This window comes from Ruminococcus flavefaciens (assembly GCF_900143025.1).
Lineage (GTDB): Bacteria > Bacillota > Clostridia > Oscillospirales > Ruminococcaceae > Ruminococcus > Ruminococcus flavefaciens_I.
The window spans coordinates 51,885-66,139 of sequence record NZ_FRCT01000013.1; the positions used below are offsets into that span (position 1 = coordinate 51,885).

Sequence of the window (14,255 nt, forward strand, 5' to 3'; positions counted from 1 at the left end):
TTGGAAAAAATCGATATTCTCAGTCTTGATCTTGACGAGCTTGCGGAAATACTGACAAGTATCGGCGAGAAGAAATTCCGTGCGAAGCAGATATTTCAGTGGCTGCACGTGAAAAGAGTCCTTGATTTCGACAAAATGACTGATATATCTGTCCAATTACGCCGCAGCTTGAACGAAATTTTTTGTATAAATGGACTATTTGTGCAGAAAAGGCTTGAATCTGCTATAGATAATACGGTAAAATATCTTTATAGGCTTTCTGACGGCAATTTTGTCGAGACTGTTCTCATGGAATACAGCTATGGTTACAGTATCTGCGTGTCAACTCAGGTGGGCTGTAAAATGGGGTGCAACTTCTGCGCTTCGACTATAGCAGGCTATGTCAGAAGTCTTACTGCCTCGGAGATTTTAATGCAGATCTACGAGGCTGAACGTGATTCAGGCAAGCGTGTCTCGGGAGTGGTGCTCATGGGCATCGGCGAACCCCTTGACAACTTCGACAACGTTATGAAGTTCCTGCGTCTGCTGTCCCATAAGGACGGCAATGATATGAGCCTTCGTCACGTTTCACTTTCTACCTGCGGCATAGTGCCGCGGATATATGAGCTGGCGGATATGAAGCTTCAGCTTACTCTTTCGGTATCCCTTCACTGTGCGGATAACGAGGGGCGAAGCGAGATAATGCCCGTCAACAGAAAGTACGATCTTCCGAGCCTTATTGAGGCTTGCAGATATTATATCGACAAGACGGGACGGCGTGTCACATTTGAGTATGCCGTTATCGACGACGTTAATTCCTCGCCCGCAGATGCCGACAAGCTGGCAAAGCTGCTGAGAGGAATGAACTGCCATGTAAACCTTATTCCCGTCAATAAGGTAAGGGAACGAAATTATCATACAGCCCGCTCAGGCGTTGCGGAATTCGCAAAGCAGCTTGGCAGGCGGGGGATAAACGCTACCGTAAGAAGAACTCTCGGCAGCGATATCGAAGCAGCGTGCGGTCAGCTCAGGCGTGACGCTGCACAGCAGAATACAAAGAATGGGGGTGCGGATACTTGAGATTTCGCTTTGGCACGGATATCGGTCTCATGCGCGAGGAAAATCAGGACGCTGTGAGATGCGAATATTTCGGCCATAATGTTCTTGCCGTGGTATGTGACGGTATGGGAGGCGAGCGAGCAGGCAAGGAAGCCAGCGAGCTTGCAATAGAAGAATTCTTCCAGCGTTTTTCGGCAGATTACAAAGAGAGTCTGAGTGATGAAGAGATCCGCAAGCTCCTTATCTCCTCGATCTCGGCAGCAAATTCCGTGATATATACACGGGCACGGTTCGATTTCAAGAATTTCGGCATGGGAACGACCTGTGTGGCTGCCTTTGTCAACAAGAAAACAGCCTTCATAGCCAACGTCGGTGACAGCAGAGCGTATCTTATAACGGATACGGGGCTCGTAAGGGTCACAACAGATCATAACGTAGCCGCTCTCCTTTTTGAACAGGGAAAGATCACCGAGGAGGAAATGGAGGTACACCCTCAGAAGCATATGCTTGTAAGAGCGGTCGGCGTAGAAAAGACAGTGCTGACCGATACCTTCATGCTTGATTATGAGGATAAGATCAGCCTGCTGCTTTGCTCGGACGGACTTTCGGGATATTGCAGCGACGATGAGATATACAGCGTCATACTAAACTCTGATTTTGATGATGTTGCAGACGAACTTATTAAATTAGCTCTCGCAAAGGGCGGCCGCGATAACGTAACAGTTGCGGTAATTTCTGACTAACGCAGGAGGAAAGGAAATGGATAAAAACATTGGCAAAAAGCTCGACGGAAGATACGAGATAACCGAGCTTATCGGCGTCGGAGGTATGGCTGAGGTATACAAGGGCGTTGATGTTATCGACAACAAAACGGTAGCAATAAAGATACTGAAAAAGGAATTTGCAGAGAATGAGGAATTCCTGCGCCGCTTCAGAAACGAATCTAAAGCGATAGCAGTCCTTTCTCACCCTAACATCGTAAAGATATACGATGTAGGCTTTTCTGAAAAGATACAGTATATCGTAATGGAGTATATCGACGGTATCACACTTAAAGAGTATATCGAGGAGGAAAGAGTCCTTTCATGGAAGGATACTGTTCATTTCGTTATACAGATACTCCGTGCTCTCCAGCACGCTCACGACAAGGGTATAGTCCACCGCGATATCAAGCCTCAGAACATTATGATGTTCACAGACGGCACTATAAAGGTCATGGACTTCGGTATTGCAAAGTTTGCCCGTGAAGAGGGCAAGACAGCAACCGATCAGGCTATCGGAAGCGTTCACTACATCAGCCCCGAGCAGGCAAGCGGAAACGTTACAGACGCTAAGAGCGATATCTACTCTGTAGGCGCAATGATGTACGAGATGCTCACAGGCAGAAAGCCATTCGACAGCGATAACCCTGTTGCTATCGCAGTTATGCATATGCACGATATCCCTGAGCGTCCGAGACAGATAAATCCCGATATCCCAGATGGTCTTGAGGAGATCGTCCTCAGAGCTATGGAAAAGGCTCCTGATGACAGATACCAGACAACTGCCGAGATGATAAGCGATATCGAAGCATTCAAGGCAGATCCTCACATCACCTTCGGCTATTACACCGAGGAGGGTGATGAAGGCGAACAGGATATTCTCGATAACTCTGTTGAGAATGATATCCAGACAGAGAGCAGACAGGAGGTAGCAAGTGCCTACGCTGCAAAGACTGCATCTTCATCAGCAGGAGCACCTGCCTATGCGGGAGCAGCTGCTGCAATGTCAGCAGGCGGCGGAAGCGGTACTTCCGTTTCACAGAGATATAATGACGCATACACCAATAACTATAACAATAACGGCGGCTATGACGATGATGAGGACGACGACGAGGAGGAAGAGCGTTCTTCACTGGTAGTTCCTGTTCTTACAGCTGTAGTAGTCGTAGTTATCATCGTTGCGGTATTCTTCGTAGTTACAATGCTCGGCAACCTTCTCAAGGGCAACTCCCTGAAGGGCGGCAACAAGATGCCTGAGCTCTACGGTATGGACTACTATCAGGCAGAGCAGAAATGGGGCAACAGCATCAAGTTCCAGATCGAGGACTCTGAGTACAACGAAGCAGACGAAAACTGCATCATCAAGCAGAGTATCGAAGCAGGCTCAGTATTCAAGAAGGGCGATGTCTGCAAGGTAACTATCAGTAAGGGTATGGAGACAGTAGACGTTCCTCACGTTGCAGGAATAAATGCTGACCTTGCAAAGCTCCAGCTCAAGGACAGAGGTCTCGAATGTAAGATAATCAAGCGTTCGGACGGAAAAGTAAATCCAAACTATGTAATCAAATCCGAGCCGGAAGAGGGCACGGAGGTATATAAGGGCTCAACAGTTGTTCTCTACGTAAGTATGGGCGCAAATGCAGAGCAGTTCGAGCTTGAGGACTACACACACATGAGCATTGATGACGCTGTTATCAAGGCAGGCTACAAGAATCTCAAGGTAGAGACTATCTCAGAGCCTTCCTACGAGAAAAAGGATATAGTATTCAAGCAGGAGCCTGAAAAGGGCACAAAGGTAGAGGGCGGTTCTACAATTACTCTCTATGTCAGCGACGGTACTATCCCTGACGGTAAGGTAACTATTGATATCGGACTTCCTTCCGACGCAGAGGGAAGATTCAGCATCGACTTTATCCTCACAGATGAAAAGGGACACTCAAAGGCTGAGACAACAGGTCTTATCATCTGTCCAGGTATGTCAACAGCGTCTGCATCTATCGACGGTTCAGGCAAGGGCGTAGAGGTAAGAGCATTCCTTTACAATATGACAACTCAGCAGAAGGCACCTCTCGGAACCTACAAATTCGACTTCTCGACTAATTCCTATTCGACAGTATCAGAGGACGTATGGGGCGCATTCAATTCAGTAGGCGGCTTCAAGCCAGCCGAGACAGAGCCTCCGACGGAAGCTCCTAAGCCAACTGAACATCAGCAGCAGCCTACAGAGCAGCAGAACGATCATCAGGAGGGTGTTAACGGATTTACTCTTCCTGACGGAACATGGTGGTACTATGACAAGGCTGACCATGTACTCGGCGAATGGGTAAACGGCGTATGGACGTTATATCAGCCGGGTGTTAACGGCTACTGGGAGACCAATGACAGTGGTCCTAATATATGGCATTGGAACAGCTGATGGGTACTAACGGAATAATTATAAAATGCTTAGGGGGACTCTACAGTGTAGAGTCCCCTGACGGTATATATGAGTGCAAGGCGAGAGGCGTTTTCCGCAACAGGGGTATCAGTCCCTGTGTTGGCGACAGAGTTACCGTAGAGGACGGGGTAATAACCGAGATAGCCGACCGAAAAAACTGTATCATAAGACCTCCTCTTGCAAACCTTGACCAGCTTATATTCATAGTCTCCACCTGTGAGCCTGCCCCGAATTATCTCATACTCGACAAGTTCATAGCGATTGCGGAGTACAAGGGCATAACTCCTGTCATGGTCATCACAAAGACAGACCTTGGTGACAGCAGTCCCATACATGAGATATACGGCGGCATCGGCATAGACGTAGTGGAGGTAAAGTACGGCGACGAAGCCTCTGTAGAAGCTGTAAGGCAGCTCCTTACAGGGAAGATAAGCGCCTTTACGGGCAATTCGGGTGCAGGAAAGTCCACACTGCTCAATGCAGTAGACCCTACGCTGAATATCGCAACAGGAGAGATAAGCAAAAAGCTGGGCAGAGGCAGACATACTACCCGCCATGCGGAGCTCTATAAGCTTGCAGGCGGCGGTTATATAGCAGATACACCGGGGTTCTCCACATTCGAGACAAACAGATACGATATAATTCGCAAGGAGGAGCTTGCAGGCTGCTTCCGCGAATTTGAGGGACTTACGGACAAATGCCGTTTCAGAGACTGCGCACATATATGTGAAAAGGGCTGTGCGGTAGTAGAAGCGGTTGAGAACGGTGATATACACAGAAGCCGCCATGAAAGCTATAAGACTATGTATGAAGAGGCAAAACAGCTGAAGGAGTGGGAATTGAAATGAAAAAATGCGCAATATTTGCAGGCGGAGATGTGCCTGAAAGAAATACCGAGTGGCTTCTTAGAATGCTGGACGAGACAGACCTTATCATATGTGCGGACTGTGGCTACAATCACGCCAAAAGGCTTGGAATAGTGCCGAATATAATCGTAGGCGATTTTGATTCTTACACAGATGAGCTCCCCTCGGGTATAGAGATATTGCAGAGCGTCCCCGATAAGGACGATACGGATACTCTTATGGCTGTAAAGCACGCAATAGAGCTTGGATATTCAAATATAGACCTTTACGGCGGCATAGGCGGCACAAGATTTGAGCACAGCTTTGCCAATATCCAGACAATGATATACGCCTATCAGCAGGGCTGTACACTTAATATGTACGGCGACAGCGACCTTATGATACAGGGCGCAGATGACGGTGATGTTATATACCGCAACAGAGGAAAAGGCGTATATATGTCAGTATTCGCACTAAGCGAAAGCGTTGGTATAGATTATCTCCGCGGAGTAAAGTACCCTCTTGAGGATTACTGCATGGTGCAGTCCTTCCCCATAGGCGTAAGCAACGAGATAACAGGCGAAACAGCGAAGCTCCGCATAAATAACGGCCTTGCACTTATAATCATCACGAACAAGTAACAAAAATGCCTTTGATGAATATAATATAGTATATCATCAAAGGAGGGATAACATCTTGAAGATAGTTGTCATAAAGAGTCCGAAATTCGTATCAGGTTTTCTGCGGGTAATATTCGGTATAAAAAAAGAAGAACAATAATTACAGGGGCGCACCCTGCATATTAAAAGCGGCTGACTCAATGAGTCAGCCGCTTTTCTCGGTATTACGCCGTTTTTATATCACTGCGATATATTTTTATTTTTTAATTTTTGAATAATCAATGGTTTTTCGTTGAAAAACGCTGTTTTTTTGCCCCTTTATAGAAGGACATTTACGACTTATTCTTATTGAAGTACTGTCCTACAGCCTCACTTCCGCAGAGCAGGAAGAATACAACGATAGTGAGGATAAGGGATACAGCGTAAAGCGCAATTGCAAGCAAAGAGCTGCCCTTATGCTGGTTTATCATAAACAGACCTGGGAAGACCTGAATTACGCCGAATACAAGGAAAACAAAAGAAGTAAGTGACTTTATTCCGCCTATACCTGTAAGGAGAAGGAGTGAGAGCAAACCTGCTGCACCGGCTATATAGAGAGCGGAATTCTCGATTGCCTTGCTTATGCCGCTGAGACCGTCCTTATATTCCAGACCAAGCTGACCCGAGTAGAGCAGGAAGAATAAAACAGCTGCAATAACGCCAAGTGCAGCCAGTACAATAGTTATCTTGAAGCCCTTCTGAGCTTCTCTCTGGCGAGCTTCTTCTTTAAGTGCAAGCATCATCTGGAGACTTGCCTTTGAGTCCTTCTGTTCAGATGTAAGATGAGCGGAGCTTCTTGCCTGGGATTTAGCACGTTCAAGATCCTCGTCAACATACTTAGGCTGATACTTAGGCGGCTCGGGCTCGTCATCGAGTATAGGAGCAGCTACAGGAGCTTCGGGCTGCTTCGGAGGCTCCTCCTTTTTCGGAGGGGGAGTGTAATTGTCCTCATCGAGTACAGGTGCGCTTACCTGCACAGGCGGAGCAACTGCACCAAGCTGAGTTCTTCTCATGTCGATTATCTGCTGCTGCTTATCAGCAGGAAGCGCATCAAAACGAGCTTTAAGGTCAGGTGTAAGACCTGAGATTATATCCTCGTCCGAAAGCACCAGCTTTTCGTGAGTATATGGTGCATTGTCATCATCGAGCACAGGGGCTGCTACGCCTGTGGGAGCACCCTTCTTCTCATATGACTGACTGTATGACGTATCATCGTCAAGCACGGGAGCGGTAACACCTGTAGGAGCACCCCTTCTCTCGTAGGACTGACCGTATGACATATTGTCGTCGAGTACGGGAGCTGAGATACCTGCCTGAGCATCTGTTCTGTTATCTGCCTGACCGTAGCCCATACTGTCATCAAGCACAGGAGCTGATATGCCCGTTGGTGCGCCTTTGCGGGCACTGTCTGAAACAAAGCTGTCCATATCATCAAGCACAGGAGCGGCTACTCCTGTAGGGCCGTCCTTTTTTGATGACGGAGCTGCATATCCGAAATCATCGAGTACAGGAGCAGTAACGCCTGTAGGTCCTTCTTTTCTGGAAGCCTCGGGAGTATAGTTTATCTCCTCGGGGAGTCCTCCAATTGGATTGTTTTCATCGTACATGATCAACACCTCGTTTAATGAGAATTTAAAAATTCTGAAATATCTATATCCTTGCCGTTTGAAACTGTGGAATAATAAGCCAGTACTAATGAAGCGTCAACGGAGTCTATAAGGTTATCGCCGTTAAGATCGGCAAATTTTTTCTGCTCCGAGTTGAAAACGCGGCTTCCGTTTCCTGAGATGCGGGCATATTCCGCAAGTATCATAGAAGCGTCAACAGCATCTATATGCTTATCGCCGTTAAGATCGCCCAGAGAATATGTGGGCGGCTTGTATTCGTACTGAGAGATAGGGTATGTATTCCGGAATGTCTCAGAATTATAGTCGGGGAAGGACAGACCGTTGTCATTGCGCGGGATATGTGTAATGTTAGGGCTTACAGAGTCGAAATCGTCAGAGCCCTTCATAAAATACAGGAAATAATGTCCGTTGTATCTCAGATCCCATGTAGGGTCAAGGAGATAGTATTTACCCTCCAGCTTTGCAATGAGCCAAACATGGTTGCCGTCGGGATTTTCTCCGCTGATATCATGGGAGATGCCTGCGATTATACGGCAGGGTATGCCCGAATCGTTCAGCATCTTGTACATGAGCTGTGCAATGCCCTGACAAACTGCGTGACCGTATATTACAGCGTTGTAGGCAGAATAAATATACTGGTTTTTCATTTCGTTTGAAGGGGAGTAGGATACCTTTTCGGTAACGTATTTATATATTGCCCGTATCTTTTCATAGTCGGATTTTTGTTCGAGAGTAAGAGTAGAAAGCACCTGCTCCACCTTATCGTCAAGCATTGCCTCCTCCTCGGGAGTGGTATAGTATTCGACCTGATATGTCAAAGGGCAGGGATTTTGCGTTCCTATAGTACAATGGTACTTCTTTACGGCAAAACGCAGATAATCTCCCTCATTGCCGTTGCCTGTTTCTTCAAAAGCCTTGTATATCAGTGACTGTGAAAGTGCCTCTGCTTCGGCTGTTGCCGTTGCCTTGTCGGAGGAAAACTTTATATTATCCACCTTTACCGTGAACTCGGCAGAACGTGCCTTGAGATATTCGCGTGCCTGCGCAGCTGCCTCGTCCATAGATGACGAAACATTTTCCGAGACTATCTGCGGAAATGTCGCCGTTGCAGCCGAAGCTGACGCAGGTATCATGCTGCCTGCAAGTACAACAAGTGAAGATACAGCAGCCAGTATTTTCATTGGTAACTTCATAGTACACCTCCTCTGCAAAGGAAGATCACTTCTTCTTGCTTACGAAGTCGCTGAGGGAAGTGCTGTCGGACTTCGTTGACTTATATGCATAGTAGGAGAGGATAACAGATGCATCAACAGAGTCTATGCGTCCGTTTTTGTCCATATCTGCGGCAGTTTTCTGACCTGCCGAGAATATTCCGCACTTGTCGGAGGTAGAAAGTCTTGCGTATTCCGCAAGCATCATTGAAGCGTCAACAGAGTCTATAAGACCGTCGTCGCTTACATCACCGAATTCAAACTTCTTATCATAAGAATACAGTGCTACACCGTTTTGTGCAGCCATCTCGCTTATGGTCATATTCATCTTTTCAGCAGCTTGCTTATATGCTGATGAGCCGTCGAAATCGCTGTCGAAATCGTTCATGCCTTTCAGCAGGAACTTGTTTTTTCCGTCCTCTAAAAGGAAATCCGATACAGGATCGCATAAGTAGTAAGTGCCGTCAACGCATACTGATGCAATGATATGAGAGCCGAGCTTGCCTGTCAGATCAACACTTGTAAAAAATGCATTTGATTCAATGCCGATCTCGGCAAGAACGCGGATAAACAACTGTAAAAAGCCGATCGAGTTTGCTTTTTTGTTTGTCAGTACCGAATAGGCTGAGAAAAGAGAAGTGTCGGTTTTATCTTCTGTTAAATCAGCGTATTTCATAAACTGTACAAAGTAAGCGTAGCCCTTAGCGATATTTTCTGCATCAGGCTTCTCCTTGTAATTATCTCCCAATATAACGTTCATACCTTTGATGAGGGTATTTATCTGAGTGTCAAGCTTTTCTTCCTGATCGAGTGTGGTCATATAAGAGAGCTCGAAATCTATACTTAATATATCGTCCTCAACATTTGTCGAGAGAAGAATTTTGTGGATACTCAGAAAAAGATAGCTGCCTTCCTTTGGATTGCCTGTGTATTCGAATATCTTTTTTATGAGCATATCTGTATATTCTTTTGAATCGTTCACGCTTATGCCTTTTATTGCTACAGAGAAGCTCTCGGTTCTCTGTCTCATCTGGCTGCGGATATATTTAAGCATTTCCGCCTCTGAAGTATAGGTCGGTATTTTTACTGTATCACCGGCTGTAACAACAGTATCTGACGGTATATTAGTAAAAGCTGCGTTTACAGGTGCAACTGAGCATACAGCAAGAGAAGCCGTAAGAGCTGCGGCGATGATCTTTGTTAAAGCTTTCATAGTTGCTTATCCCCCTATGTCCGTATATTAGAACAGCCGCCGAAGCGGCTGAACTGAGTATTTACTTATCTTTCCAGTATCTGTGATCTGTCAGGACCGATACCTACCATGCTTACGTGGCAGCCTACCAGCTCTTCAAGACGAGCTATATAGCTCTTGCAGTTTGCAGGGAGCTCATCGAAGCTCTTGCACTTTGAGATATCCTCTGTAAATCCGGGGAATTCCTCGTAGATAGGCTGACAGCCTTCGAGCTCCTCAAGTGTTGGCGGGAACTCCTTGATAACGCTTCCGTCGGGCTTCTTGTAAGCTACGCACATTTTAAGTGTGTCGATATTTGCGAGAGTATCCAGCTTGTTGATAGCAAGGCTGTCAAGGCCGTTTACTCTTACAGAGTGGCGGACGATAACTGCATCGAACCAGCCTGTTCTTCTTGGTCTGCCAGTTGTAGTACCGAACTCGCCGCCTACGTTTCTGATCTGATCGCCTGTAGCGTCGTCAAGCTCTGTCGGGAAAGGTCCCTTGCCTACACGGGTAGTATAAGCCTTTGCAACACCGATGATGTTTGTGATTACCTTAGGACCAACGCCTGTACCTACGCATACACCTGCTGAAAGCGGGTGTGATGAAGTAACGTAAGGGTATGTACCGAAGTCGATATCGAGGAGAGTAGCCTGTGCGCCCTCGAACATGATAGTTTTTCCAGCCTTGTGAGCCTCGAATGTGAGAACAGAAACATCGTCCATGTATGGGAGGAGTCTCTTTCCGTACTCTGTATACTCCTTTGTAACAGCGTCAAGATCGAAAGCCTCGCCGCCGTATACCTTAGTGATTATCTCATTTTTGAGCTTGCCTGTTGACTGTATCTTCTCAGCAAGCACCTCTGGGTGAACGAGATCGTACATACGTATGCCGCATCTCTCGTATTTATCCATATATGTAGGTCCGATACCTCTCTTTGTAGTACCGATGTCCTTGCCGCCGCGGAAAGCTTCGGAAAGACCGTCAAGAGCGATATGCCACGGCATAACGATCTGAGCACGGGGGTCTACCTTGAGGTGACCGATAGTCTTTATACCTCTCGACTCGAGATTGTCGAGTTCACCGATGAAGTCCTTAGGATCAAGAACTACACCTGCACCGATAAGATTGAGAGCATTTGGGTAAAGGATACCCGATGGTACAAGGTGAAGCTTATATACTTCGCCGTTATTTACAACAGTGTGTCCTGCGTTGTTTCCGCCCTGTGAGCGAACTACAACATCTGCGCGGGAAGCAAGGATATCAATGATCTTACCCTTTCCTTCGTCTCCCCACTGAGTTCCGACAACGATATTTGCAGGCATTTGTTTTCCTCTTTTCATAATAATTATTTGTGCAGACAGTTCTGCATCTGTCTAAATGCACGCTTACAATTAATTATATCACATTCTTTTGCAAAAAGCAACAGTGCAAGTGAAAGAAATATCAATACCGCAAAAAATGATATTTTTGCAATTTTACAAAAAAACGCCTGTACCGAAAAGGAAAGGGCGCACCAGAGTGCGCCCTGCGGTTTACAGACTGTTTTTGCTCTGATAGTAGAGCTCCTTGTTATGTTTCATATTCTTTCTTGCTTCGATGAATACATGACGGTAATTTTCATGGGCTTCGGGAGTATAGGTGGTATAACCCTTTGCGATGCCGAGGATATGCTCTGACTTGTCGGAGTCGTTGAACTTCTTTATTTCCTCGTCGAATTGCTCAAAGAGGAGTCCCATCTGTGCGTGATTGGTGTTTTCCATTATGGCAATGAATTCATCACCTGCAACACGGAATACGTTTTCCTTGCCGAATACGTTTTTCAGTATTTTTCCCGAATTGTACATGAGCACATCGCCTGCTTCAAAGCCGTAATGAGCGTTTATGCTTTCAAGGCCGTTAAGGTCGAAGAAAGCGACAGAGAAGATATGGCCATCTATATCGAGTTTTTCATCGAGAGCCTTGATAGTCTTTTTGTATGCGGCTTTGTTGTAGGTGTTTGTAAGCTCATCGTTGTACATATTTGAGTCGATGAAATTCACGTACTTATCAAGCTTTTTGCAGACGGACTGAAGGCTTGACGACAGCTCATTGTACTCATTTCTTACGGACTGATTTTCTTTTTCTCCTTCAGCCAGAGTTTTTAGCAGACCGCTCTCGCTTTCAGGCAGAAAATCCAGCTTCTTTATGGAGGTGCTCATTATGCTGTCATTGAGCCTCTGCGTAGCGATATCAAGTCTGTCAATATCCTTTAGCATAGACTCGAAACGTTTTCTGTTCTGTGACATGATGATGAACGAGAGAACGATACCTACTGTAAGGGCCGACGCAAGGATAATAATAGAGATTACCCTGTTATTATTGAGCTTTCCCTCGTACCAGTTTGCATTGAAATCTACTCCGACGATTCCTGCTACATTGCCCTGAGAATCGAAAACAGGACTGTAAGCGGAATAAAAACGTCCCCATTCGTCAGTATAAGCCTTCTTATCAACATCGGGAATACCGTTCGCTGCGTTTCTGAGAGCTTCGGTAGAGACTATTGGAGAACCAAATTCACCCGGATCTTCAACGGCAGGATCAATAGTAAATGTAAATGAACCGTCGTCCATTTGCCTGATACCATAGATATAATCCAGATTTATATTATCCTGAAAGGCACGTAGAGTTTCGAGAGCCTTATTATATGGCTCAGAGCCTTCGTCCTCTTTTTGCAGCAGTTTTATTTCATCACCGTTAAGCATATAAGCCGCAGTATTTGCAATATCGAGCATACGCTGTTCTATCTGCTCGCGCAGATTTTTCTTGGCGATCATTGATAGCGACATAGCCATGATCGCATTTGTAAGCAAAAGCAATATAAGAGCTAAAATGAAATTACGTTTGCTGCTTTTGATTCTTTTATCATCTTTCATAAAAAACGTCCCCCCGGTTATTGCCTATATATTAAAACTATATACACATATATATGATATTATATCATTTAATTGATGTGATGTCAATAAAAGACAAATATATAACTTGCACAAAATCTGCGGCATTTTTTATACATTGATAACATAAGCTCTGTATTTCGGAAAAAGAAAACGGGCGTACTGCGTACACCCGTCAGGCATTTATCTTTCGGTTTCAAATGTTATTTTTGCGCCGTCGCTTGTAGCGGTTATATCGCCGTTAAAGCAGGTAGCGTAGGATTTTATATTCATTCCTGCGATCAGATCCTGCATTTTGCCTGAAAACTCAGTACTCGATGAGCAGGTGACTGCGTATTTTGGCTTTACCTTTTTCAGAAAATCCCCCAGATTATCCAGCTTTCTGCCGTGGTAGGGGACTTTCAGCAGAGTACATTTGCCTATATCCATTATCTCGTCAAGTCTCTGTTCCATAGCGTCGCCTGTGAAAAGCAGGGTATTCTTGTGATGTACAGCCTTTGTGACCAGCGAGAAATCGTTCTCGTCGTCATCGCCGTAGTAGTCCTTTTTGGAGACATATACGGTATATTGCACATCGTCAAGAGTAAATGTAAGGTCGCTTGTAAGCTTCTGCGGCTGGATATTCAGTTCGTTTATGGTCTTGACGTATTTCTTGTATTCATCGTTATTGCCTTCATAGTTTGGAGTAATAAGGTTCTTGATCTCGAAATTGTTGAGGACCTTAGGTGCGCCGCCCACATGATCCTGATCGAAGTGGGTTATGATAAGGTAATCTATGGTAGTTCTGCCGCTTTCGTTAAGGAGATTGGCTATCTTTTTGCCGTCGCCCTTTTCGCCGCAGTCGATAACGACTGTACCCGTTTCGGACTGTATTACTATAGCATCAGCCTTGCCTGCTTCAAGGAAGGTGACCTTCATTTCCTTTGCGTCGGCAGGAGGTTCGTTATTTGAGCATGAAAACAGCGATAATGCTGCTATCACAGTTGCAGCCGCAGCGGCTGCCAGTTTTTTTATCCTGAACATATTGATTTCCCCTTTCTCTGAGAGTATACACTTTCATACATTACAGTATACATGGGGATACTTAAAATAACCTTAAAATGTGCAGAAGAGCATTGCTTTTTACGCAGTTAAGGCGTTTCTGCTTATATCGTTCTTGTTATAGTAAGTGCCGAATACAGGATTTCCAAAATCGCGCTTACAGCCCTTGAAAAAAGCACCGCTGCTGAATTCCTCGGAATAAAGCTCGGTATAATTCACAGAAAACTCAATGAGCGCAAGCACGCCCCATATTCCAATAACTACGGCAATTCCTATAAGCAGCTTTTTTATGCTTTTTCTCATATCCTTCTTCCTTTCATCGGGTTTCTGACGGTAATACACCTCAAAGTCGGAAAAGGTTTTATTTTTTGGGGGGATTTTTGCTCCCAAAAACATAAAGACCGCAATTATCGGTACTTGAAATCTCCTCTTTTATATGGTATAATAATTTATTACAGGATTTTTTCAGAA

General features: G+C 45.5%; 13 protein-coding genes. 6 read left to right on the top strand and 7 right to left on the bottom strand.

Annotated elements, in window-relative coordinates; translation table 11 throughout:
- From rlmN to spoVM, 6 genes are read left to right on the top strand one after another with little or no spacing between them, the layout of a single operon-like run.
- On the top strand, window positions 1–1,059 hold the full coding sequence (gene rlmN, locus BUB28_RS12595) for a dual-specificity RNA methyltransferase RlmN (protein WP_072951904.1): 1,059 nt from the start codon (window positions 1–3) through the stop codon (window positions 1,057–1,059).
- On the top strand, window positions 1,056–1,781 hold the full coding sequence (locus BUB28_RS12600) for a Stp1/IreP family PP2C-type Ser/Thr phosphatase (protein WP_072951905.1): 726 nt from the start codon (window positions 1,056–1,058) through the stop codon (window positions 1,779–1,781). The genes rlmN and BUB28_RS12600 overlap by 4 nt, the downstream gene beginning before the upstream one ends.
- A 16-nt stretch (window positions 1,782–1,797) precedes the next feature.
- On the top strand, window positions 1,798–4,215 hold the full coding sequence (pknB, locus tag BUB28_RS16555) for a Stk1 family PASTA domain-containing Ser/Thr kinase (protein ID WP_081373512.1): 2,418 nt from the start codon (window positions 1,798–1,800) through the stop codon (window positions 4,213–4,215).
- Window positions 4,197–5,084, top strand: a complete 888-nt coding sequence (gene rsgA, locus BUB28_RS12625; protein WP_242939991.1) for a ribosome small subunit-dependent GTPase A — start codon at window positions 4,197–4,199, stop codon at window positions 5,082–5,084. Before pknB ends, rsgA begins: the two co-directional genes overlap by 19 nt.
- Window positions 5,081–5,722, top strand: coding sequence for a thiamine diphosphokinase (locus BUB28_RS12630; RefSeq protein ID WP_072951907.1), 642 nt, complete (start codon window positions 5,081–5,083; stop codon window positions 5,720–5,722). The genes rsgA and BUB28_RS12630 overlap by 4 nt, the downstream gene beginning before the upstream one ends.
- 55 nt (window positions 5,723–5,777) lie before the next feature.
- Window positions 5,778–5,861 carry a stage V sporulation protein SpoVM gene (spoVM, locus tag BUB28_RS17655; protein WP_367271389.1) on the top strand — a complete coding sequence of 28 codons (84 nt, stop codon included), beginning with the start codon at window positions 5,778–5,780 and terminating at the stop codon, window positions 5,859–5,861.
- Window positions 5,862–6,033: 172 nt separating this feature from the next.
- Here the strand turns inward: spoVM and BUB28_RS12635 are convergent, their stop codons facing one another.
- From BUB28_RS12635 to BUB28_RS12665, 7 genes are all read right to left on the bottom strand, one after another.
- Complete coding sequence (locus BUB28_RS12635) at window positions 6,034–7,347, bottom strand: DUF308 domain-containing protein (protein ID WP_175547852.1); 1,314 nt, start codon at window positions 7,345–7,347, stop codon at window positions 6,034–6,036.
- 14 nt (window positions 7,348–7,361) lie between these two features.
- Window positions 7,362–8,561: a transglutaminase domain-containing protein gene (locus BUB28_RS12640; protein ID WP_072951908.1), complete on the bottom strand. Its 1,200-nt coding sequence runs from the start codon at window positions 8,559–8,561 to the stop codon at window positions 7,362–7,364.
- A gap of 25 nt (window positions 8,562–8,586) precedes the next feature.
- Window positions 8,587–9,792: a dockerin type I domain-containing protein gene (locus BUB28_RS16560; RefSeq protein ID WP_081373513.1), complete on the bottom strand. Its 1,206-nt coding sequence runs from the start codon at window positions 9,790–9,792 to the stop codon at window positions 8,587–8,589.
- A 65-nt stretch (window positions 9,793–9,857) separates the two neighbouring features.
- Window positions 9,858–11,135 (bottom strand): adenylosuccinate synthase, encoded by a 1,278-nt coding sequence (locus tag BUB28_RS12650; protein WP_072951909.1) that lies wholly within the window; start codon window positions 11,133–11,135, stop codon window positions 9,858–9,860.
- Window positions 11,136–11,345: 210 nt separating this feature from the next.
- Window positions 11,346–12,725, bottom strand: coding sequence for a GGDEF domain-containing protein (locus BUB28_RS12655; RefSeq protein ID WP_072951910.1), 1,380 nt, complete (start codon window positions 12,723–12,725; stop codon window positions 11,346–11,348).
- A gap of 201 nt (window positions 12,726–12,926) precedes the next feature.
- Window positions 12,927–13,766 carry a ComEC/Rec2 family competence protein gene (locus BUB28_RS12660; protein ID WP_072951911.1) on the bottom strand — a complete coding sequence of 280 codons (840 nt, stop codon included), beginning with the start codon at window positions 13,764–13,766 and terminating at the stop codon, window positions 12,927–12,929.
- A gap of 99 nt (window positions 13,767–13,865) precedes the next feature.
- A complete protein-coding gene (locus BUB28_RS12665; RefSeq protein ID WP_139277554.1) occupies window positions 13,866–14,087 on the bottom strand; it encodes a hypothetical protein in 222 nt (73 codons plus the stop codon).
- Between the last annotated feature and the right edge of the window lie 168 nt (window positions 14,088–14,255).